The following is a 21379-nucleotide window of genomic DNA, read 5'->3' on the forward strand; positions in this document are numbered from 1 at the left end:
GCTCCGGGCGGGAGGTCAGCTCCCCGGGTGGTCCAGCTGCCGGTATGTCGCGAGGCTGGGTCCGCGGGTCTCCTGCAGCTCCCGGGCGCCGGCCTCGACGTCACGCATCACCCGCAGCACGTTGCCGCCGGCGAGCTTGGCCAGGTCCTCGTCGGACCAGCCGCGGTCGGCCAGGGCGGCGAGCAGGCGCGGGTAGCCGCTGACGTCCTCCAGCCCCACCGGGTAGGTCTCGGTGCCGTCGTAGTCGCCGCCGATCCCGACGTGGTCGATCCCGGCCACCTCCCGCACGTGCTCGCAGTGGGCGACGACGTCCTCGAGGGTGGCCGACGGCTTGGGGTGGGCCACCCGGTACTCACGGGTGAAGGCCCGGAACGCCTCGTAGTCGGTCGACTTCACGCCCACGTCGGCCGCGGCGGCCGCCGCCTCCCGGCGCCAGGCGGCCACGACCGGTGAGACGAACTCCGGCACGAACGTCACCATGCACACGCCGTTGTTGGCCCGCAGCGTCGTCAGCACGTCGTCGGGCACGTTGCGCGGCACGTCGCACACCGCCCGCGCCGAGGAGTGGCTGAAGATGACCGGCACCTCGGTGACCTTGAGCGCGTCCCGCATCGTGTCCGCCGAGACGTGGGACAGGTCCACCAGCATGCCCAGGCGGTTCATCTCGCGGACCACCTCGACGCCGAACGCCGACAGCCCGCCGAGGACCGGCTCGTCGGTGGCCGAGTCCGCCCACGGCACGTTGTCGTTGTGCGTCAGCGTCATGTAGCGCACGCCGAGGACGTAGAGCATCCGCAGCGCGGCCAGCGAGCACCCGATCGAGTGGCCGCCCTCGGCGCCCATCAGCGAGGCGATCCGGCCGGAGGCGAAGACGCCCTCCACCTCGTCCGCGGTGCGCGCGAAACCCAGCTCACCGGCATACCGGCCGACCATCTGGTGCACCGCGTCGACCTGCTCAAGAGTGGCGACCACCGCCGCGTCGCCCTGCAGGCTGCTGGGCACGAAGACCGACCAGAACTGGGCGCCGACGCGGCCGGCCCGGAGCCGGGGCACGTCGGTGCAGGTCGTGGCCACGTCCCCGCCGAGGTCGAGCCGGTCGAAGTCGTAGCCGCTCTGCTCGCGGGCCTCCCACGGCAGGTCGTTGTGCCCGTCCACGAGGGGGTGGCGGCGCAGCAGCTCGGTCACGCGGGCAAGGGTCGCGGTGGAGTCCGGCATGCGGTCATTCAACCGCAGCCCAACTATGGTGAGGGCATGACCTCCCCTGCCCCTTCCCCTGCGCGCAGCGTTGCCCTGGTGACGCTCGGGTGCGCCCGCAACGAGGTCGACTCCGAGGAGCTGGCCGGCCGGCTGGCCTCCGAAGGCTGGACTCTGGTGGACGACGCCGCCGAGGCCGACGTCGCCGTGGTGAACACGTGTGGGTTCGTCGAGCAGGCCAAGAAGGACTCGATCGACGCCCTGCTCGAAGCCTCCGACCTCAAGGGGGAGGGCCGCACCCAGGCCGTGGTCGCGGTGGGGTGCCTGGCCGAGCGGTATGGCGAGCAGCTCGCCTCCCAGCTGCCCGAGGCCGACGCCGTGCTCGGCTTCGACTCCTACGCCGACATGTCCGGCCACCTGTCGGCGATCCTGGGCGGCCACAAGCCCGCCTCGCACACCCCCTCGGACCGCCGACGGCTGCTGCCGCTGTCCCCGGCCAGCCGCCAGGAGGGCGCGGGGTCGGTGGCCCTGCCCGGCCACGGCTCGGGGCCTGAGGTGCGCGTCCCCGAGACCGTGACGATCGAGGGCCCGGTGCCGGCCAGCGGGCCGCGGGTCATCCGGGCCCGGCTCGACGGCCGCCCCTGGGCACCGCTGAAGATCGCCTCCGGCTGCGACCGGCGCTGTGCGTTCTGCGCGATCCCGATGTTCCGCGGGGCGTTCGTCTCGCGCCGGCCCTCCGACGTGCTGGCCGAAGCCCGGTGGCTGGGCGAGCGCGGGGTCAAGGAGATCTTCCTCGTCAGCGAGAACTCCACGTCCTACGGCAAGGACCTCGGCGACCTGCGGCTGCTGGACACCATGCTTCCCGAGCTGGTGGCCGTCGAGGGGATCGAACGGGTGCGGGTGTCCTACCTGCAGCCGGCCGAGATCCGCATGGACCTGCTCGACGTCATGGCCTCCACGCCCGGCGTGGTGCCCTACTTCGACATCTCCTTCCAGCACGCCAGCGAGCCGCTGCTGCGCCGGATGCGCCGGTTCGGCTCGCGGCAGGCCTTCCTCGACCTCATCGACCAGGTGCGTGCGCGGGCGCCGCAGGCCGGCATCCGCTCCAACGTCATCGTCGGCTTCCCCGGCGAGACCGAGCAGGACGTCGCCGATCTCGAGGCGTTCCTCACCGCGGCGCGCCTGGATGTCACCGGGGTGTTCGGCTACTCCGACGAGGACGGCACCGAGGCCGAGACCTATGACGGCAAGCTGCCCGAGGACGTCGTGGCCGAGCGCCTGGCCCACTTCACCTCGCTGGTGGAGGAGCTGAACATCCAGCGCGCCGAGGAGCGCCTCGGTGAGGTGGTCGAGGTCCTCGTGGAGGAGGTCGACGACGAGGAGGTCTCCGGTCGTGCGGCCCACCAGGGTCCCGACGTCGACGGTGTCACCCTGCTCGAGCTCGCGGCTGGCGCCCCGGCCCCCGCGGTCGGCGACCTGGTCACCGCCCGGGTCGTCGCCACCGAGGGCATCGACCTGGTCGCGGAGCCGGTGTGAACGCCGCGCTGCCCACCCCCGAAGGCCCGGCGCCCGACCCGGACGAACCGGTCGTCCTCGGCGAGCCGGAGCAGCAGCCCAGCGCCTGGAACATCGCCAACGCGCTGACGGTCCTGCGCATCCTGCTGGTCCCGCTGTTCGGCTGGCTCCTGCTCCTGGACCACGGCACGCAGGCCAAGTGGCGGATCGCCGCGGCGCTGGTGTTCGGGGTGGCCCTGCTGACCGACCGCATCGACGGCGACATCGCCCGGCGTCGCGGCCTGGTCACGGACTTCGGCAAGGTCAGCGACCCGATCGCCGACAAGGCGCTGGTCGGCATGGCCCTGGTCGGGCTGTCCCTGCTCGACGAGCTGCCGTGGTGGGTGACCGTCGTCATCCTCGCCCGCGAGCTCGGCATCACCGTGCTGCGGTTCTTCGTCATCCGGCACGGGGTGATCCCGGCCAGCCGCGGCGGCAAGCTCAAGACGGGCGTGCAGGCGGTCGCCATCGCCCTCTACGTGCTGCCGCTGTCCGGTGCGTGGCACGACGTGGCGGTAGTCGCCATGGCCCTGGCTGTCATCGTCACGGTCGTGACCGGCATCGACTACGTCGCGCGGGCGCTGACCCTGCGCCAGACCAGCCCGCGCGCGGCCGCCAAGCGGGCCCGGGCCGAGCGTGAGGCAGCAAAGGCGGCGGAGGCCGCCGATCGGCCCGCGACGAGCGGTCACGAGTCGCCGTGAGCGAGCCAGGCGTGGTCAGCCGCGAGGTGTATGCCGTGTGCGCCGACCTGGTGGGTCGGCTCACCGACCGGGGCCTGACGGTGGCCACGGCGGAGTCGCTCACCGGTGGCCTGGTCGCCGGTGCCCTGACCGACGTGCCCGGGTCCTCGCTGGTCCTGCGCGGCGGGGTGGTGGCCTACAGCGTGGAGGTCAAGGCCTCGGTCCTGGGCGTCGACGCCGGGCTGCTGGCCTCGCGCGGGGCTGTGGATGCCGGGGTGGCCGAGCAGATGGCGTGCGGGGCGCGCGAGCGGCTCGGCGCGACCTACGGCCTGGCGACCACCGGCGTGGCGGGCCCCGACCCCTCCGAGGGCAAGGCGGTGGGCACGGTGTTCGTGGCCGTCGCCGGCCCGCGCACGACCCGGGTGCAGGCGCTGTCGCTGACCGGCTCGCGCGGCGAGATCCGGCGCCGGTCGGTGGCCGCCGTGCTGGACCTGCTGGCCCAGGAGCTGCTCGACGAGGACGAGCTGTCCGCCCGTCCCGGGAGCGGCAGCGGGGTGGCCGGGGAAGATGCGCCCCCGCCGGCGGGTTGAGCCTGACGTGCGGCAAAGCCACCATCCCGCAGGCGCGGGACCGACCCCTCGCGGTACCGTGGGGCAACATCGCAAGTCCGAGCCACGTGGAGGAGGCGTCATGATCTTGCTTCGTCGTGAACTCGGTGACGTGCTCCGCGAGCAGCGCCAGGCCCAGGGGCGCACCCTGCGCGAGGTCTCCGCTTCGGCTTCGGTCTCCCTCGGCTACCTCAGCGAGGTGGAGCGCGGCGAGAAGGAAGCGTCCTCCGAGCTGCTGGCCTCGATCTGCGGGGCGCTGAACCTCCCGCTGTCGCAGGTGCTCAGCCACGTCTCCGACCGCGTCGCCGAGTCCGAGGCGGTCAGCGCCCCGGTCGCCCTGCCGGTCACCCCGATCTCCGGCCGCCTGGTCTCCGCCTCCGCCGCCTGACCGGCTGGCGCTGCCAGACGCCGCCGAACTGGACGGTGTTGCCCCTTCAGGGGTGCTGAAGGGGCAACACCGTCCAGTTCGGCATCACAGGTCGGCATTCCAGTTCGGCATTACAGGTCGGCACGTCCGGGTCGGCACGCCTCAGCGGGGGCGGTAGCCCGCACGCGTCTGCCGTGGCCCCGACCCCAGCGGACGCTGGGTTCGGCCGTCGTCGGTCGGTCCCAGCCCGCCCTGGCATCCCGGGCAATAGAACATCGTCCGTTCCTGCGGCGGTTCCCCGATCATCGCCACCCGGATGCTGCCACCGCAGCGACGGCACGGCCGACCCGAACGGGCGTGGGCGTAGCTGGTCTCGCCCCGCCGGGTGCTGCCGGTGCTCGTCTGCACGGCCAGGTGCTGGCTGGTGCTGAGCAGCCGGTGGGCGCGTTCGACCACCCCGGCGAGCGCGTCGTCGTCGACCTCGCCCACCGGTGTCCAGGGGTGCAGGCCCTCCAGGAACAGCGACTCGGCCGCCCAGAGGGTGCCGATGCCGGCCAGGTTGCGCTGGTCCAGCAGCGCGGCGCCCAGCGCCCGTCCCGGCTCGCGGCGCAGGTTGGCCACGGCCAGGGAGGGGTCCCAGTCCGGCCCGAGCAGGTCGGGGCCGAGGTGGCCCACCAGCGTGCGCTCGTCCGCGGTTGGCACGAGGTCGAGCATGCCCAGGCGCAGGCCCAGCGCGGTCCAGTCGGCGGTGCCGAGGACGGCCCGCACGCGGTCGCCGGCGAGCTGGCGCGCGGTGACCTGCGGGGTGGCTTCGACCCGCCACTGTCCCTCCATCCGCAGGTGGCTGTGCAGCGTCCGTCCGCTGTCCAGCCGCTGCAGGATGTGCTTGCCGCGGCTGATGACCTCGAGTGTGGTCGCTCCCCGCAGGTCCGTCGTCGCGAGCGAGGGCCAGCGCAGGTCGGCCACCTGCAGGGGCGATCCCGCCAGGGCCTGGTCGAGGCGGTGGGCGGTGCGCCAGACGGTGTCGCCCTCAGGCATGCCGAGCCCTCACCGCCGCAGGCGCAGGCCGCGGGGGGTGGCGTGGAAGCCGGCCTCGGCCAGCGCAGCGGCCAGCGGGTGGTCGGAGCCAAGGACCGCGCCTCCGTCGGCCTTCTCGACGGTCAGCCGCCCGAGCGCCCCCTCGCGCACGGCCAGCGCCAGCGCGTCGGCGGCCACCTGCAGCACCGGCAGCTCCTCGGTCCAGGACAGCAGCGTCTTGCCGCCGCGCTCGACATAGATGGCCAGGACCCCTTCGACGAGGACCACGAGTGCCCCTGCCTTGCGCCCCGGCTTGTGGCCGCCCGCCTCGCCGGCCCGCTCCGGCCAGGACAGCGCCGCGCCATAGGGGTTGGCCGGGTCGGAGGCGGCGAGGACCACGGCGGACGGGCCGGCCGGCCCACGGGCCCCCTGCCCGCGAGGCCCCGGACCGCGGCGGGCCCCGGCGGCGCCGATCCCCGGCCGGCCGCCCGCGCCAGCGGGCGACCCGGCACCTGGGCCGGACCAGTCGGAGCCACCGCTCAGTGGCGTCTCCCAATCGGGCAGGGCCGGGGCCGACGCCTCCGGCAGGGGCCGGCTGAAGGCGCGGAGTCGGTCGACCGCACCGGTGGTGGCGAACTGCGCCGCGCCCAGGCCCTCGACGAAGTAGCCCCGGCGCACCCGGCCGGACTCCTCGGCGGCGGCGAGCACGCGGTAGACCCCGGCGAACCCACCGCTCACGCCCTCGGCCACCACCGACCCGCGGGTCACGACGCCGTAGCGGTCGAGCAGCACCTCGGCCGTGGCGTAGGACCGCACCGTGGCGTCGGGCTCCACCGGCGGCAGCAGCGACCATCGTCCGGCAGCGGTGGGGGGAGCCGACCGGGCAGGCAGCGCGGGCCTCCCGGTCGCGGGCCGACGTCCCGACAGCGCGCCGAGCGACCCGGCCCGGCCGGAGTAGCGGGTCGAGCGGGGTGCCGTGCGGCGCGGCTTGTGGGCTGTGCGCCCGCCGGAGAGCAGCGCCCGCAGCGGGGTGAGCGTGTCGTTGGTGACGTGCCCCGCCCACACCAGGTCCCACAGGAGCTGGGTCAGGGCCGCGTCGTCGGTGCTGCCCACGGCGTCGGAGAGGGTGCGGAAGAAGAAGGCGCCGCCGCCGGCGAGGGCGTCGAGCACGGCCTGGTGCCCGGCGGTCAGCTCGAGCTCCTCGCCGGCAGGAGCCAGCGTCAGGTGGGCGGTCTCGGCCAGGTGCAGGGACACCCAGCCGTCGTCGCCGGGCAGGGCCGCGTGCCCGCGCCAGAGCACCTCGCCAGAGGCGGTCAGCTCGTCGAGCAGGGCGGGGGAGTAGTCGGCGACCCTCGCGGGCAGCACGAGCGTCTCGAGGGCGCTGGCCGGCAGGACCGCCGCGGCGAGCTGCTCCACCGCCCGCAGCACCCCCTCGGTGCCTCTCAGCCCGGCGCCGACGCCCTGCCAGGCGGGCAGGAAGCGGGCCAGGTCGACCGGGGGCACCGGCTCGACCTCGGCGCGCAGGGCTGCCAGCGACCGGCGACGCAGGGTCCGCAGCACCTCGGCGTCGCAGTAGTCGGTGCCGTGCTGTCCGCCGCCGGACTCCACCGGCCGCAGCTCGCCCTCGACCATCCGGCCGGCGCCGACGAGGCGTTGCACCGCGGTGCCGACCACGGCGGTGCCCAGCCCGAACCAGGTGGCCACGTCGTGCAGGGTGAACGGCCCGTGCGTGCGGGCGTAGCGCGCCACCAGGTCACCCAGCGGGTCGGGCACCGGCTCCAGGAAGACCTCGGGCACGCCCACCGGCACCGCCGCGCCCAGCGCGTCGCGCAGGCGCCCGGCGTCCTCGATCGCGGCCCAGCGCTCCTCGCCGGCGATGCGCACCCGGATCAGCCGCCGGTCGCTCTCGAGGTCGACCAGCCAGCCGGAGAGCTCCTTGGCGGTGGTGCCCTCGACGCAGCGCTCGTGGATCGCGGTCAGCGGCAGGGCCCCGAGGACCCGGACGAGGTCGGCGACGTCCTCGGCGTCGCGCGCCCGGCGTCCCTCGGCCAGGCGCTGCAGCTCGGCCTCGGTGCGGGCCAGCTCGGCCGGGTCGAGCAGGTCGCGCAGGGCGGCGCCCTCGCCCCGGCCGAGCAGCTCGGCCAGCAGGGTGGGGTCGAGGGCCAGGGCTGCGGCGCGGCGCTCGGCCAGCGGGGAGTCACCCTCGTAGAGGAACTGGGCGACGTAGCCGAACAGCAGTGACCGAGCGAACGGCGACGGGGTCGGCGTCTCCACCTCGACCATCCGCACCGACCGCGAGCGCAGGTCGCCCATGAGCGACACCAGGCCCGGCACGTCGAACACGTCCTGCACGCACTCGCGCACGGTCTCGAGGATGATCGGGAACGAGGCGTACTTGCTGGCCACCTCCAGCAGCTGGGCTGCACGCTGGCGCTGCTGCCACAGCGCCTGGCGGCGGTCCGGCCGGCGGCGGGGCAGCAGCAGCGCCCGGGCCGCGCACTCGCGGAACCGGGACGCGAACAGCGCCGAGCCGCCGATCTCGGTGGTCACGAGGTCGTGCACCTCGTCGGGCTCGAGCGCGACCAGGGCGAGCAGCTCGGCGCCCACCGCCCCGCCGTGCTCGCCCTCGCCCTCGAGCTCGATGTCGGGGAGCCGGAAGACGATGCCGTCGTCTCCGTGCATCGCCTGCACGTCGACGCCGAACCGCTCCCGCATCCGCGCCGAGACGCACAGCGCCCACGGCGCGTGCACCTGCGCCCCGAAGGGGGAGTGCACGGCCACCCGCCAGTCGCCGAGCTCGTCGCGGAACCGCTCGACCACGATCGTGCGGTCGTCGGGCACGTGCCGGGTGGCCTCGCGCTGCTCCGCCAGGTAGGTCAGCAGGTTGTCGGCGGCCCACTCGTCCAGCCCGGTCGCCCGCACCCGCTCGCGGGCGTCGTCGGGCGTGGCCGCCACGATCTCGCGGACGAACTGCCCCACGGCGCGCCCGAGCTCCGCCGGTCGGCCCAGGGAGTCGCCGTGCCAGAACGGCAGCTTGCCCGGCTGCCCCGGCGCCGGCGTGACCAGCACCCGGTCGTGGGTGATGTCCTCGATCCGCCACGAGGAGGACCCGAGCGTGAACACGTCGCCGACGCGCGACTCGTAGACCATCTCCTCGTCGAGCTCGCCCACGCGCCGGCCGGTGCCCTCCCCGGTGGCGAGGAACACGGCATACAGGCCGCGGTCGGGGATGGTGCCCCCGGAGGTGACCGCCAGTCGCTGCGCGCCCGGCCGCCCGGTCAGGGTGCCGGTGACCCGGTCCCACACCAGGCGCGGGCGCAGCTCGGCGAACTCGTCGCTCGGGTAGCGCCCGGAGAGCATGTCGAGCACCGACTCCAGGATCGAGCGCGGCAGGGTCGCGAACGGGGTGGCCCGGCGCACCAGCTGCTCGAGGTCGTCGACGGCCCACTCGTCCATCGCGGTCATCGCGACCACCTGCTGGGCGAGGACGTCGACGGGGTTGGCCGGCACGCGCAGGGACTCGATCCCACCGGCGCGCATGCGGTCGACGACGACGGCGGTCTGCACGAGGTCGCCGCGGAACTTCGGGAACACCACGCCGCGCGAGACCGCCCCCACCTGGTGCCCGGCGCGACCGACGCGTTGCAACCCGCTGGCCACGCTCGGTGGCGACTCGACCTGCACGACGAGGTCGACCGCGCCCATGTCGATGCCGAGCTCCAGGGAGCTGGTCGCGACCACGGCGGGCAGCCGGCCGGCCTTGAGGTCGTCCTCGATCAGGGCCCGCTGCTCCTTGCTCACCGAGCCGTGGTGGGCCCGGGCGAGCACCGGGGCGGCGCCGTGGCTCTGGCCCGCCTGCGCCATGAGCTGGGCCGGGGTATGCCGTGCCGTCGCCTCCGCGGGCTCCTCGCCGAGGCCCTCCGCGCCCTCCGTGGCGGCCTCCAGCCGCTCCTCCCAGATCTCGTTGAGCCGGGCGGTGAGGCGCTCGGCCAGGCGCCGGGAGTTGGCGAAGACCAGGGTCGAGCGGTGGTCGGCGATGAGGTCGACGATGCGCTCCTCGACGTGCGGCCAGATCGAGGCCCGGCGCTCGGCCCCCGCGGCGGGGCCGGACAGGTCACCGGTGACCTCGCCGAGCGCGGACATGTCGGCGATCGGGACGACGACCTGGAGGTCCCACTCCTTGGTGGACTCGGGCTGGACGACCGACACGGGCCGGCCTCCGGCGAGGTAGCGCGCCACCTCCTCGACCGGGCGCACGGTCGCCGACAGCCCGACCCGCTGGGCGGGCTGCTCCAGGAGCGCGTCGAGCCGCTCCAGGCTGAGTGCCAGGTGGGCGCCGCGCTTGGTGCCGGCGACCGCATGGACCTCGTCGATGATCACGGTCTCGACGCCGGCCAGCGACTCGCGGGCCCTGGAGGTCAGCAGCAGGAACAGCGACTCCGGCGTGGTGATGAGCACGTCGGAGGGCTGACGGGCGAACAGCCGCCGCTCGGCCGCCGTGGTGTCACCGGAGCGGACCGCGACAGAGACCTCGGGCTGCGCCAGGCCCAGGCGGGTGGCCGCGTGCCCGATGCCGACCAGCGGGGAGCGCAGGTTGCGCTCGACGTCGACGGCCAGGGCCTTCATCGGGGAGATGTAGAGGACCCGGCAGCGCCGCAGCGCCTCGGCCGGCGGGGGAGTGGAGGCCAGCCGGTCCAGGGCCCACAGGAACGCCGAGAGGGTCTTGCCGGAGCCGGTCGGCGCGACCACGAGGGTGTGTTGCCCGGAGCTGATCGCGTCCCACGCCCCGGCCTGGGCTGCGGTGGGCGCGGCGAAGGACCCGCGGAACCACTCTCGGGTCGCGGCGGAGAACCGGTCGAGGACGTCGGAGCTCATCGTGGGAGACAGCCTGCCACCCGGCACCGACACCGGCGCGGCGCCGGACGGCGAAACCCCGTGGACCGACCCGCGCGAGCCTGCCTAGCCTCACGCCCATGACCGCCACGCCGCCCGTCATCCGCCTCCAGGACGCGACCAGCCCGGCCGTGCGGGCGTCGGTGCGGCGGGTCGTCGAGGCCGCCTTCGGCGCGCAGGAGGGACCGCAGGTGGCCGACCTCGTCGACGCCCTCCAGGCCTCCGACGCCTTCGCCGACCGGTTCTCCTTCGTGGCCGAGCGAGATGGTGCCGTGCTCGGCCACGTCATGCTGACGCGCGGCTGGGTGGACGCCGCGGAGCGCCTGGTGGAGGTCCACGTCCTCAGCCCGCTGTCGGTGCTCCCTGACCACCAGCGCCGGGGCATCGGCCGGGCGCTCGTCGCCCACGCCGTCGCAGCGGCCGGGCACGCGGGCAGCCCGGCGGTCTTCCTCGAGGGCAGCCCGGACTACTACTCGCGGCTGGGTTTCGAGCCCGGGAGCGCCCACGGGTTCACCCGCCCGAGCGTGCGCATCCCGGAGCCGGCCTTCCAGGTGGTCACGCTGCCGGCTCGTGAGCCCTGGATGACCGGTGCCCTGGTCTACCCGGACCCGTTCTGGGCCCACGACTGCGTCGGCCTGCGCTGAGCCCCGAGCCGCCGCCCACGGCCAGGTCTGAGACCTTTCGGTGCCCTGACCCGGACAACCCTCAGGCCTGGCCCCGGGGCTGCGGCTCACTCTGGCGGGGGCGGAGCTGCTGCGCCGACGCCTGGACCCGCCGCAGCCAGCGCCGGCCCGGGCTGGAGCCCGCCGACCCGGCGCCGGTCCATCTCGCGCCACTCCGGGCGCAGCCCCGGCAGCAGTGTGGTGACGAAGTAGAGGCCACCGGCGACCGCGAGCGCCGGGGCCAGCCCCAGCAGCGCGATCGCGGCACCGGCGCTGACCCCGCCCAGCGGGATGCCGACCCAGCACACGGCGTCGGACAGCGAGCCGACCCGGCCCACGAGGTGGCGGGGGATGCGCTCGAACATGATCGCCCCGAGCACCGGGTTGATGAAGCCGGCACCGAAGCCGCCGACCACGCCCACCCCGACGAGCACGGCCACGGGAGCCCCCATGGCCAGCGCCACGAACCGCGGCGCCCCGCAGAGGGTGAACCCGACGAGGTAGGTCAGCCGGCGCGGGAGCCGGGCCGACCACGCCGTCGCGAGCAGGCTGCCCAGCGTGGCGGTCAGGCCGAACGTCGAGCCGAGCAGCCCGATCAGCTCCGGGCCGAAGCCGTGGTCGCGCACCCACACCGGCAGCAGCACCGTGCTGTAGGCAGCGTCGAGCCAGTTCGTCACCGCCACCATGGCCATGGCGGCCCGCAGCAGGGGCTCGCGGCGCAGGAAGTCCCAGCCCTGCCGCAGCCGGTGCAGGTATGCCGCCTCGCTCACCTCCTCGTGCGGTGGGGTGTGCCGCGGTGCGGTGGCCCCGATGAGGACCGCCGCGACGGCGAAGCTCAGCGCGTCGGCGAGCACCGCGCTGGCCGGGCCGATGGCGGCGATGAGCACGCCGGCCAGGCCGGGCGCGACGATCGCGGCGGTGCGGTTGGCGGTGCCCTCCAACCCGGTGACCCGCTCCAGCTGCAGCCCCGCGGCATCCGCGACCGCCGGCACGAGCGCGGACTTGGCCGCGTCGCCGGGGCCGCGGGCGCAGCCGAGCAGGGCGACCAGGCCCAGCAGCACCGGCAGGGTGAGCTGTCCCGTCGCGTGGAGCAGCGGGATGCACCCGGCGACCACCGCGCTGGCCACGTCGGCGGTGAGGCTGACGACGCGCGGGCCGCGCCGGTCGATGAGCGGGCCGCCGAGGGCCTTGACCAGGACATAGGGGGTGAGCTCGAAGAGCACGACGAGGCCGGTCTGTGCGGCCGAGCCCGTCGTGGTGAGGACGAACCACGGCAGCGCGATGGCCGAGACCCGGGTGCCGGCGACGGAGATGACCGAAGAGGTCAGCAGGCCGTAGAGGCTGCGCCGGGACGCGCCGGTCCGCCGGCGGGAGGGCCGGCTCATGACCCGCCGCCGGGGGTGACGAACTCCTGCAGCTGGAGGGTGACCCGCCGGGCGCCACGAGGAGCCGGGTCGGGGGAGTCGGCGGCGCGGTAGCGCGCGATGACCGCCTCGAGGTCCTCGAGCAGGGCGGCGGCCTCGGTGGCCGTGAGGCGCAGGCCGTAGTTGCTCAGCGTCATGGCGCTGTCCCACGCCTTCGGCAGCGTCGGCAGCTCGGCGACGGCCTGGCGCATGTTGGAGGCGTAGACCTCGGCGACGGCGTCGAGGTAGGCGCCCTCCAGCTCGGCGCTGTCCGGCCCGGGGCTGCCCTGCAGGTACGTGCGGCGGTGGGCCGCCTTCCACCAGCGGTCCCGGGCGTTGCCGCGCTCCTCGTCCTCCACGACGAGCCCGGCGCTGGCGAGCTGGCGCAGGTGGTAGCTGGTGGCGCCGGTGTTGACGCCCACGCGCGCGGCGAGCTGCGTGGCGGTGGCCGGGCCGTGCGCCCGGAGCAGGCTGAGCAGGCGCATCCGCAGGGGGTGGGCCAGGGCCTTCATCGCCGAGGTGTCGAGGACGAGGTCCCGCTCAGGGTCGGGTTCGAAGCTGCGTGCCATGACTCGAGGGTAGATCGCAAAGGGATGTTTGCAAAGTGAATTGTGCAAAGGTCTCTGTGCGGTCTGCGGGTCGGGGTGCCGCCGGCCCTGTGCGAGACTCGGCCGGTGCGGTTGAGCGACTTCTGGCGGCTGATGGACGACGAGTTCGGGGCGGGCTACGCCCGCTCGCTCGCGCGTGACCACGTGCTCGGGGCACTGGGCAACCGCACGGCCGCCCAGGCGCTCGAGGCCGGCATCGGGCCGCGCGAGGTGTGGCTCGCCCTGTGCGACGACATGGACGTCCCGGAGTCGCGCCGGCTCGGCAAGGACCACAAGCCGCGGAAAACGGGTTGATCCCCTGTCGGTGTCCGGCACTAGCGTTGACGCCTGTGACGGGGACCGACGACGACATCCTCATCCGCGCGAGCGGGCTGACCAAGACCTTCGGCGACTTCACCGCCGTCGACGGCATCGACTTCGGGGTCCGGCGGGGGGAGGCCTTCGGCTTCCTGGGCCCCAACGGTGCGGGCAAGTCCTCGACCATGCGCATGGTCGGCTGCGTCTCGCCGGCCACCGGGGGTGAGCTGCGTCTGTTCGGCCAGGACCCGGCCACGCACGGCCCGGACATCCGGGCCCGGCTGGGCGTGGTGCCCCAGCGCGACACCCTCGACGAGGAGCTCACCGTCGAGGAGAACATCTGGATCTACGGCCGCTACTTCGGCCTGTCCCGGCGCGAGGTCCGCTCGCGCACCACCGAGCTGCTCGAGTTCGCCCAGCTCGCCGACCGCGCCGGCTCCAAGGTGGAGCCGCTCTCCGGCGGCATGAAGCGGCGGCTGACCATCGCCCGCTCGCTGGTCAACTCACCCGAGATCCTGCTGCTCGACGAGCCCACCACGGGGCTGGACCCTCAGGCCCGGCACGTGCTGTGGGACCGGCTGTTCCGGCTCAAGCGCTCCGGCGTGACCCTGGTGCTGACCACCCACTACATGGACGAGGCCGAGCAGCTGTGCGACCGCCTCGTGGTCATGGACCACGGCAGGATCGTCGCCGAGGGCTCGCCGCGCTCGCTGATCGAGCAGTACTCCACCCGCGAGGTGCTCGAGCTCCGCTTCGCCGAGGACGACCACGCCGCCTACGCCGACAAGCTCTTCGGCGTCGGGGAGCGCACCGAGGTGCTGCCCGACCGGCTGCTGGTCTACACCGACGACGGCGACGAGGCGGCCGCGGCGGTCCACCGTCTCGGCCTGCACCCGCTGTCCTCGCTGGTGCGCCGCTCCACGCTCGAGGACGTCTTCCTGCACCTGACCGGCCGGACGCTGGTGGACTGATGAGCGTGCTGACCCCGACCGCGGCCCGGCCCCAGCGCTGGCGACCGGTCTTCGGCTACTGGCTCACCGCCTACAAGCGCACCTGGCGTGGCTCGATCTTCGGCCGCTTCCTCTCGCCGCTGCTGTTCCTGCTGTCCATGGGCCTGGGCCTGGGCAGCCTCGTCAACCGCTCGGCCGGCGGCGTCGACGGCGTGCCCTACCTGCAGTTCGTCGTCCCCGGCATCCTCGCCGCGCAGGCGATGTGGGTGGCGATGGGGGAGTCGACCTACCAGGTCCTCGGCGCGATCCGCTGGCAGATGCAGTACCACGCGATGCTCGCCACCCCGATCGGCGTCGACGACCTGCTGCTGGGCCACCTCACCTACGTCGCGGCCCAGGTCACCAGCGCCACGGTGATCTTCATGGCCGTCGGCGCCTGCTTCGGGGCGTGGGCCTCCTGGTGGGTGCTGCTCGCGCTGCCGGTCACCCTGCTGACCGGCATGGCCTTCGCCGTGCCGATCTTCGCCTTCTCCGCCAAGCAGGAGAGCGACTCCGGGTTCAACATCCTGTTCCGCTTCATCATCACGCCGCTGTTCCTGTTCTCCGGCACGTTCTTCCCGGTCAGCCAGCTGCCCGTGTGGCTGCGGCCGGTGGCGTGGGTGACCCCGCTGTGGCACGGCGTCGAGGCCAACCGCTCGCTCGCGCTCGGGTCGCCGGACGCGCTCGCGGTCCTCGGCCACACGGCATACCTGCTGGTGTTCATCGCGGCGGGCGCGTGGGTCGCGCGCCGCACGTTCCGGGGGAGGCTCGTCACATGAGCACGCAGGGCACGCTCGCCCGACCGACCGCGGCCTCCCGGGTGGCGCGGCTGCTGCCGGTCCCGGCCGGTGCGGGCATGGCGCGGATCCTGGTCGAGCGCAACGTCATGAGCTTCCGGCACGGCTGGATCGCGATCATCACCGGGTTCGCCGAGCCGGTGTTCTACCTGTTCTCCCTCGGCATCGGCCTGGGCTCGCTGGTTCGCACCGTGACCACCGACGGTGGCACCGTCGTGCCCTACGCCCACTTCGTCGCCCCCGCGCTGCTGGCCAGCTCGGCGATGAACGGCGCGGTCTTCGACTCCACGTTCAACGTCTTCTTCAAGCTCAAGTACGCCAAGCTCTACGACTCCGTCCTCGCCACCCCGCTCGGGCCGCGCGACGTCGCGGTCGGCGAGATCGGCTGGGCGCTGATCCGCGGTTCCCTGTATGCCGCGGCGTTCCTCGCCGTCGCGGTCGCCGCCGGGACGGTCCACTCGTGGTGGGCGCTGCTGGCGGTGCCGGCGGCGACGCTGATCGGGTTCGCGTTCGCGGCGGTGGGCATGTTCGCCACCACGTTCATGCGCTCGTGGGTCGACTTCGACTACGTCACGCTGGCGATCCAGCCGATGTTCCTGTTCTCCGCGACGTTCTTCCCGCTGGCGACCTACCCGGGGGCGGTGCAGTGGGTGGTCCAGCTGACCCCGCTCTACCACGGGGTCGCGCTGGAGCGGGCGCTCATGCTCGGCGAGGTCGGGCCGGGGCTGGCCATCCACGTCGGCTACCTCGTGGTCATGGGCCTGCTCGGCCTGGTCGGCACTGCCCGGCGGATCGAGAAGCTGCTCCTGTCCTGAGCCCCGGAGTGTGGCCGGTGAGACCGGCCACAGGCAGCGCGTCCGGGCGGTGCCGACCGTTCTCGCGGGCTACTTTCGCGACGTGCGGAGAGGTGCGGGGGTGTCGCCGGCAGACGTCGTGGCAGCGGTCGAGCGGCGTGCTGCCGCAGGGGGATTCGCGCTCGACGGCGCGCAACAGGCTGTGCTGCCGGTCCTTGCGGCGCTGCTCGGCGGTCGCCGGCCTCGGGCTGGCCAGATGGCCGGGGCCTACCTCTGGGGCGGGGTGGGGCGAGGCAAGACCTGGCTGGTCGACGCCGCCGTGGCCGATCTGCCCGAGGGTCAGGTGCTCCGGGTCCACCTGCACGAGCTCTTCCGCCGGTTGCACGTCGTTCTCGTCCGGCACCGTGGGCGCGGTGGGATGGTGGCCGCGGTCGGGGACCTGCTCGACGGGCGGCGCGTGGTGGTGCTGGACGAGCTGCACCTGCACGACGTCGGCAACGCCATGCTCCTGGGCCCGGTGCTGCGCGAGCTGGTCCGCCGCCGGATGGTGCTGCTGGCGACGTCCAACTACGCGCCCGAGGAGCTGCTCGCCGACCCGCTGCACCACCACCTCGTCGAGCCGGTCATCGCCCTGCTGGGGGCTCACCTGCACGTGCTCGAGGTGGACGACGGCACGGACCACCGCGCTGCGCGTCCGACGGAGGTGGGGCGGGAGCAGGTCGGCGGGTTCGCGACCGGGGCGTGGCTGGACGGTGACGGCACGGCATACCTGCGGGCTCAGGGGCTGGGACTGCCGGCCGGGACCGCGGCGCGGCTCCCCCTGGGAAGCCGCAGCGTGCCGGCGCTGGGCGTGGATGGGGACACGGTCTGGTTCGGGTTCGGTGCGCTGTGTGGAGGGCTCCTCTCGGCTGCGGACTACCTCGAGCTGGCCGGCCGGTTCTCGACGTGGGTGCTGCACGGGGTGCCTCGGCTGGGAGAGGCGCCGGAGGCCGCGCGGCAGCGGTTCGTCTCGCTCGTCGACGTGCTGTGTGACCGCGACCGACGGCTGGTGCTGGTGGGTGCGCCGGGGCCGGAGGAGCTGTTCGCGGGGGAGGGGCAGCCGCCCGACGTGGCCCGGACGGCCAGCCGTCTGTCCCTGCTGCGACAGGGGCGTGAGGTCGTCGGCGTGTCGCGTCACCCGATGCTGTCGGTCGAACACCTGTACGGGTAGAGTTGTCCACATGGGGTGGCCCGCTGGTCCCACGATCCACAGGCTCGCGCCGGGTCGTCGAGGCCTGTCGGTGCCCACACCTAACGTCTGACCCGACAACCGATGACACACGGTGCGGGTCGAAGGTAGACGACCGACCCACGAGTAGAGACCTACAGGTGAGACATGGCAGCAGCTGGAGCCGACCGCAGCAAGTCCCTTGACGCGGTGATGGCGCAGATCGAGAAGCAGCACGGCAAGGGTGCGGTCATGCGCCTGGGTGACGACGTCCGCCCGCCCATCGAGGTCATCCCGACCGGGGCGATCGCCCTCGACGTCGCCCTCGGCATCGGCGGTCTGCCGCGCGGCCGGGTCGTCGAGATCTATGGCCCGGAGTCCTCCGGTAAGACGACGGTCGCCCTGCACGCGGTGGCCAACGCGCAGAAGAACGGCGGCATCGCGGCGTTCATCGACGCCGAGCACGCCCTCGACCCGGAGTACGCCAAGAAGCTCGGCGTCGACACCGACGCCCTCCTGGTGAGCCAGCCCGACACCGGTGAGCAGGCCCTCGAGATCGCCGACATGCTGATCCGCTCGGGCGCGCTCGACATCATCGTCATCGACTCCGTGGCCGCGCTCGTGCCCCGCGCCGAGATCGAGGGCGAGATGGGTGACAGCCACGTCGGTCTGCAGGCCCGCTTGATGTCCCAGGCGCTGCGCAAGATCACCGGTGCCCTCAACAGCACGGGCACCACGGCGATCTTCATCAACCAGCTCCGCGAGAAGATCGGCGTGATGTTCGGCTCGCCGGAGACCACCACCGGTGGCAAGGCGCTGAAGTTCTACGCCTCGGTCCGCCTCGACGTGCGTCGCATCGAGACCCTCAAGGACGGCTCCGACGCGGTCGGCAACCGCACCCGCGTCAAGGTCGTCAAGAACAAGGTCTCCCCGCCGTTCAAGCAGGCCGAGTTCGACATCATCTACGGCGCGGGCATCTCCCGTGAGGGTGGCCTGATCGACATGGGCGTCGAGCACGGCTTCGTCCGCAAGGCCGGCGCCTGGTACACCTACGACGGCGACCAGCTCGGGCAGGGCAAGGAGAACGCCCGCAACTTCCTCAAGGACAACCCCGACCTCGCCGACGAGCTCGAGAAGAAGATCAAGGAGAAGCTCGGCGTCGGCCCGCAGGTCGACAAGCCCGCCGAGAAGGACGTCCCGGTCGACTTCTGAGGCACTGCGTGACCACTGACAAGCACGACGCCGCCAGGGCAGCCCTCGAGGCTGCCCTGGCGGCCACGTCCGGTGACTCGGGCGGCTCGGCACCCGCCTGGACCGACCCCCGCCTCGGGACCTCGGGCCCGGACTGGGCCCGTGTCCCGGCAGGGACCGACGGTGCCGCGCCGGAGGAGGCCCCCGGCCGCCGGCCCACTGGGCGAGCCTCGGGCCGGAGCCCCGGGCAGTCGCGCCGGACCGCCCGGCCAGCCTCGGGTGAGTCGACCGATGGCCGGCGTCGCTCGCGAGGGTCTCGGCGAGCCTCGGCCACCCCCGGTGACCCCGAGCAGGACCTGCAGGCCCGCGACACCGAGGCCGACCCCTATGACGTGGCCCGCCAGATCGTCCTGCGCCAGCTGGCCATGGCCCCGCGCAGCCGCCAGCAGCTCGCGGACAAGCTGCGCCAGCGCAACTGCCCCGACGACGTCGCGGCGGCCGTGCTCGACCGGATGACCGAGGTGGGGCTGGTCGACGACGCGGCCTACGCCCAGATGCTCGTGCGCTCGAAGCAGGCCGAGCGGGGACTCGCCCGGCGGGCTCTCGCCCGGGAGCTGCGGACCAAGGGCATCGACGCCGAGCTTGCCGCCGAGACCCTCGACGACATCGACGAGGACGCCGAGCGGGCCCGGGCCCGCCAGCTCGTCGACAAGAAGCTGCGCACCATGCACGGCCTCGGCGTCGAGGTGCAGACCCGGCGCCTGGCCGGGATGCTCGCGCGCAAGGGCTACTCCTCAGGCATGTCCTACGGGGTGATCCGTGACGCGATAGCCGACTCCGAGGAGTACCTCACCGACTGACCGGGCCGGGGGCTCCCGACCTGGTGCTGATCGGCGGGGCATACAGCACGTGCGCGGCGCGGTCGGGGCGGTACCGCTCGAAGAAGTCGGCGTCGTTGGGCCTCCAGACGCCGGACCAGAGGTCGGCCTGGGCGTTGCCGTACTCGTGCTCGTCGCGCCACATGCCCCGGGCCGTCGCCGTGTCCAGGTCGACGTCGACCCACACGCGCAGGTCGAACAGCCTGACCAGTGTGGGCACGTAGAGCCCGAGACCCTCGACGATGACGGCCGTGGCCCCGACCAGGGAAACCCAGGGTCCTGGCGCGGCGGTGTCGTGGTCCCACACCTGGTAGGCCTGCGCCGTGCCCCGCTGGGCCGGCTCGAGGACCTGGTCGGCGAGCCGGTCGCGGTCCACCGAGCTCCAGTCCTGCGATCGCCCGGTGGGTGGGCGGCTGCGCAGGAACTCGTCGCCCGGCACGACCATGGACCCGGGCAGGTGCTGGTGCAGCTGCGCTGCGAGGGTCGACTTGCCCGACCCGCCGAACCCCGAGACGCCGACCACCGGTGCCCGCCCGTCGGGCGGGTCCAGCGCGAGGACGGTGCGGGCGAGGGCCCCGGCCGAGTCGAGGTGCTCCGGCATGCCCGGCAGCCTCGCACACGAGCCGTCCTGCCGCGCGGCCTTTCCCGGCCGGGGACGGTGGGGCACACCGGTGTCGCGGGTGGGCCGGCCGGGGGCCTGCGACCACGTACCCTTGTCGGTGCCATGACGACGCAGAAGACCTACGACGTGCGCACCCACGGGTGCCAGATGAATGTCCACGACTCCGAGCGCCTGGCGGGCCTGCTCGAGACCGCCGGCTATGTCGACGTCCACAGCCTGGCCGCCGACGAGCGCCCCGAGGCCGCCGACGTCGTGGTGTTCAACACGTGCGCGGTCCGCGAGAACGCCGACAACAAGCTCTACGGCAACCTCGGCCAGCTGCGCCCGGTGAAGGCCAGCAACCCCGGCATGCAGATCGCCGTCGGCGGCTGCCTGGCCCAGAAGGACCGCTCCACCATCGTCGACAAGGCCCCGTGGGTCGACGTCGTCTTCGGCACCCACAACATCGGGTCGCTGCCAGCCCTGCTGGACCGGGCGCGCCACAACAAGGCCGCCGAGGTCGAGATCCTCGAGAGCCTGGACGTCTTCCCCTCCACGCTGCCCACCCGGCGCGACTCGGCCTACAGCGCGTGGGTGTCGATCTCGGTCGGCTGCAACAACACCTGCACGTTCTGCATCGTGCCGAGCCTGCGCGGCAAGGAGATGGACCGGCGCCCCGGCGAGATCCTCGCCGAGATCGAGGCCCTCGTCGCCCAGGGCGTCGTCGAGGTCACCCTGCTCGGGCAGAACGTCAACACCTACGGCGTGGAGTTCGGCGACCGCCTGGCCTTCGGCAAGCTGCTGCGCGCCTGCGGCCAGATCGAGGGCCTGGAGCGGGTCCGCTTCACCAGCCCACACCCCGCCGCGTTCACCGACGACGTCATCGCCGCGATGGCCGAGACACCCAACGTCATGCCGAGCCTGCACATGCCGCTGCAGTCCGGCTCGGACCGGGTGCTGAAGGCGATGCGCCGGTCCTACCGCAGCGAGAAGTACCTCGGCATCCTGGACAAGGTCCGCGCCCAGATCCCCGACGCGGCGATCACCACCGACCTCATCGTCGGCTTCCCGGGTGAGACCGAGGAGGACTTCGCCGACACCCTCGAGGTCGTGCGGAAGTCGCGTTTCTCCAGCGCGTTCACCTTCCAGTACTCCATCCGCCCCGGCACCCCTGCCGCCACGATGGAGGACCAGATCCCGAAGGCTGTGGTGCAGGAGCGCTACGACCGGCTGCTCGCCGTGCAGGAGGAGGTCTCCTGGGCGGAGAACCGCGCGCTCGAGGGCCGCACGGTCGAGGTGCTCGTCGCCACCGGCGAGGGGCGCAAGGACGCCGCCACCTCCCGGATGTCCGGCCGGGCCCGCGACAACCGCCTCGTGCACTTCTCCGTCCCCGAGGGCGGCGAGCGTCCCCGGCCCGGTGACATGGTCACCGTCGACGTCACCTACGGCGCCCCGCACCACCTCGTCGCCGACTCCGGTGTGCAGGGCGGCACGTACGCCGTGCGCCGCACCGCCGGAGGCGACGCGTGGGAGGCGTTGCAGGACAAGGGCCCTGCGCCCAAGCCTGCCGTCTCCCTCGGTATGCCGTCCCTGGGCAAGCCTGCGACGCCGCCTGCCGCGGCGCGGACCTGCGGCTGAC

Annotated in this window: 19 protein-coding genes; 13 read left to right on the plus strand and 6 right to left on the minus strand. The window is 73.6% G+C overall.

Annotated elements, in window-relative coordinates:
* Positions 1-15: 15 nt before the first annotated feature.
* The gene (locus FB474_RS05615) at positions 16-1215 is read right to left on the minus strand and encodes a dipeptidase (protein ID WP_141787743.1); all 1200 of its coding nucleotides are present in this window, start codon (positions 1213-1215) and stop codon (positions 16-18) included.
* A gap of 36 nt (positions 1216-1251) precedes the next feature.
* Between FB474_RS05615 and rimO the strand changes: the two genes are divergently transcribed.
* The 4 genes from rimO (at position 1252) to FB474_RS05635 (ending at position 4424) form a co-directional block, all read left to right on the plus strand.
* Complete coding sequence (gene rimO / locus FB474_RS05620; RefSeq protein WP_141787744.1) at positions 1252-2730, plus strand: 30S ribosomal protein S12 methylthiotransferase RimO; 1479 nt, start codon at positions 1252-1254, stop codon at positions 2728-2730.
* Complete coding sequence (gene pgsA, locus FB474_RS05625; RefSeq protein ID WP_141787745.1) at positions 2727-3449, plus strand: CDP-diacylglycerol--glycerol-3-phosphate 3-phosphatidyltransferase; 723 nt, start codon at positions 2727-2729, stop codon at positions 3447-3449. The genes rimO and pgsA overlap by 4 nt, the downstream gene beginning before the upstream one ends.
* Entirely contained in the window at positions 3446-4018 is a 573-nt protein-coding gene (locus FB474_RS05630; RefSeq protein WP_246092060.1) for a CinA family protein, read from the plus strand. The genes pgsA and FB474_RS05630 overlap by 4 nt, the downstream gene beginning before the upstream one ends.
* Positions 4019-4118: 100 nt before the next feature.
* A complete protein-coding gene (locus FB474_RS05635; RefSeq protein ID WP_141787746.1) occupies positions 4119-4424 on the plus strand; it encodes a helix-turn-helix domain-containing protein in 306 nt (101 codons plus the stop codon).
* 141 nt (positions 4425-4565) lie between these two features.
* Here the strand turns inward: FB474_RS05635 and FB474_RS05640 are convergent, their stop codons facing one another.
* The gene (locus FB474_RS05640; RefSeq protein WP_141787747.1) at positions 4566-5441 is read right to left on the minus strand and encodes a DNA-formamidopyrimidine glycosylase family protein; all 876 of its coding nucleotides are present in this window, start codon (positions 5439-5441) and stop codon (positions 4566-4568) included.
* Between the two features lie 9 nt (positions 5442-5450).
* Positions 5451-10295 (minus strand): ATP-dependent helicase, encoded by a 4845-nt coding sequence (locus FB474_RS05645; RefSeq protein ID WP_141787748.1) that lies wholly within the window; start codon positions 10293-10295, stop codon positions 5451-5453.
* 98 nt (positions 10296-10393) lie between these two features.
* Here FB474_RS05645 and FB474_RS05650 point away from each other — a divergent pair, with 98 nt between their 5' ends.
* Positions 10394-10957, plus strand: a complete 564-nt coding sequence (locus FB474_RS05650) for a GNAT family N-acetyltransferase (RefSeq protein WP_141787749.1) — start codon at positions 10394-10396, stop codon at positions 10955-10957.
* 86 nt (positions 10958-11043) lie between these two features.
* On the opposite strand, the gene FB474_RS05655 is transcribed toward FB474_RS05650, so the two are convergent.
* Both FB474_RS05655 and FB474_RS05660 read right to left on the minus strand, forming a co-directional pair.
* Positions 11044-12360, minus strand: a complete 1317-nt coding sequence (locus tag FB474_RS05655) for an MFS transporter (protein WP_141787750.1) — start codon at positions 12358-12360, stop codon at positions 11044-11046.
* On the minus strand, positions 12357-12947 hold the full coding sequence (locus FB474_RS05660; protein WP_141787751.1) for a transcriptional regulator: 591 nt from the start codon (positions 12945-12947) through the stop codon (positions 12357-12359). Before FB474_RS05660 ends, FB474_RS05655 begins: the two co-directional genes overlap by 4 nt.
* A 105-nt stretch (positions 12948-13052) precedes the next feature.
* On the opposite strand from FB474_RS05660, the gene FB474_RS05665 reads away from it, so the two are divergent.
* The 7 genes from FB474_RS05665 (at position 13053) to FB474_RS21335 (ending at position 19121) form a co-directional block, all read left to right on the plus strand.
* Entirely contained in the window at positions 13053-13280 is a 228-nt protein-coding gene (locus FB474_RS05665) for a DUF3046 domain-containing protein (protein WP_141787752.1), read from the plus strand.
* A gap of 26 nt (positions 13281-13306) precedes the next feature.
* Complete coding sequence (locus FB474_RS05670) at positions 13307-14254, plus strand: ABC transporter ATP-binding protein (protein ID WP_221632445.1); 948 nt, start codon at positions 13307-13309, stop codon at positions 14252-14254.
* Positions 14254-15051: an ABC transporter permease gene (locus FB474_RS05675; RefSeq protein ID WP_141787754.1), complete on the plus strand. Its 798-nt coding sequence runs from the start codon at positions 14254-14256 to the stop codon at positions 15049-15051. The genes FB474_RS05670 and FB474_RS05675 overlap by 1 nt, the downstream gene beginning before the upstream one ends.
* Complete coding sequence (locus tag FB474_RS05680; protein ID WP_141787755.1) at positions 15048-15884, plus strand: ABC transporter permease; 837 nt, start codon at positions 15048-15050, stop codon at positions 15882-15884. Before FB474_RS05675 ends, FB474_RS05680 begins: the two co-directional genes overlap by 4 nt.
* A 100-nt stretch (positions 15885-15984) precedes the next feature.
* Entirely contained in the window at positions 15985-17073 is a 1089-nt protein-coding gene (gene zapE, locus FB474_RS05685) for a cell division protein ZapE (RefSeq protein WP_185746052.1), read from the plus strand.
* A 165-nt stretch (positions 17074-17238) separates the two neighbouring features.
* Positions 17239-18282 carry a recombinase RecA gene (gene recA / locus FB474_RS05690; protein ID WP_141787757.1) on the plus strand — a complete coding sequence of 348 codons (1044 nt, stop codon included), beginning with the start codon at positions 17239-17241 and terminating at the stop codon, positions 18280-18282.
* Positions 18283-18290: 8 nt separating this feature from the next.
* Entirely contained in the window at positions 18291-19121 is an 831-nt protein-coding gene (locus tag FB474_RS21335) for a regulatory protein RecX (RefSeq protein ID WP_281286301.1), read from the plus strand.
* Here FB474_RS21335 and FB474_RS05700 read toward each other — a convergent pair.
* On the minus strand, positions 19111-19740 hold the full coding sequence (locus FB474_RS05700) for a nucleoside/nucleotide kinase family protein (protein WP_141787758.1): 630 nt from the start codon (positions 19738-19740) through the stop codon (positions 19111-19113). The genes FB474_RS21335 and FB474_RS05700 overlap by 11 nt on opposite strands.
* A 123-nt stretch (positions 19741-19863) precedes the next feature.
* Between FB474_RS05700 and miaB the strand changes: the two genes are divergently transcribed.
* Positions 19864-21378 (plus strand): tRNA (N6-isopentenyl adenosine(37)-C2)-methylthiotransferase MiaB, encoded by a 1515-nt coding sequence (gene miaB / locus FB474_RS05705; protein WP_141787759.1) that lies wholly within the window; start codon positions 19864-19866, stop codon positions 21376-21378.
* Position 21379: the final 1 nt, after the last annotated feature.

Origin of the sequence: Oryzihumus leptocrescens (assembly GCF_006716205.1) — a bacterium.
GTDB lineage: Bacteria > Actinomycetota > Actinomycetes > Actinomycetales > Dermatophilaceae > Oryzihumus > Oryzihumus leptocrescens.

Coding starts and splice junctions, on each gene's coding strand:
- FB474_RS05615 (WP_141787743.1), bottom strand. CDS start 1,215: ATGCCGGACTCCACCGCGACCCTTGCCCGCGTGACCGAGCTGCTGCGC.
- rimO (WP_141787744.1), top strand. CDS start 1,252: ATGACCTCCCCTGCCCCTTCCCCTGCGCGCAGCGTTGCCCTGGTGACG.
- FB474_RS05635 (WP_141787746.1), top strand. CDS start 4,119: ATGATCTTGCTTCGTCGTGAACTCGGTGACGTGCTCCGCGAGCAGCGC.
- FB474_RS05640 (WP_141787747.1), bottom strand. CDS start 5,441: ATGCCTGAGGGCGACACCGTCTGGCGCACCGCCCACCGCCTCGACCAG.
- FB474_RS05645 (WP_141787748.1), bottom strand. CDS start 10,295: ATGAGCTCCGACGTCCTCGACCGGTTCTCCGCCGCGACCCGAGAGTGG.
- FB474_RS05650 (WP_141787749.1), top strand. CDS start 10,394: ATGACCGCCACGCCGCCCGTCATCCGCCTCCAGGACGCGACCAGCCCG.
- FB474_RS05655 (WP_141787750.1), bottom strand. CDS start 12,360: ATGAGCCGGCCCTCCCGCCGGCGGACCGGCGCGTCCCGGCGCAGCCTC.
- FB474_RS05660 (WP_141787751.1), bottom strand. CDS start 12,947: ATGGCACGCAGCTTCGAACCCGACCCTGAGCGGGACCTCGTCCTCGAC.
- FB474_RS05675 (WP_141787754.1), top strand. CDS start 14,254: ATGAGCGTGCTGACCCCGACCGCGGCCCGGCCCCAGCGCTGGCGACCG.
- FB474_RS05680 (WP_141787755.1), top strand. CDS start 15,048: ATGAGCACGCAGGGCACGCTCGCCCGACCGACCGCGGCCTCCCGGGTG.
- recA (WP_141787757.1), top strand. CDS start 17,239: ATGGCAGCAGCTGGAGCCGACCGCAGCAAGTCCCTTGACGCGGTGATG.
- FB474_RS05700 (WP_141787758.1), bottom strand. CDS start 19,740: ATGCCGGAGCACCTCGACTCGGCCGGGGCCCTCGCCCGCACCGTCCTC.
- miaB (WP_141787759.1), top strand. CDS start 19,864: ATGACGACGCAGAAGACCTACGACGTGCGCACCCACGGGTGCCAGATG.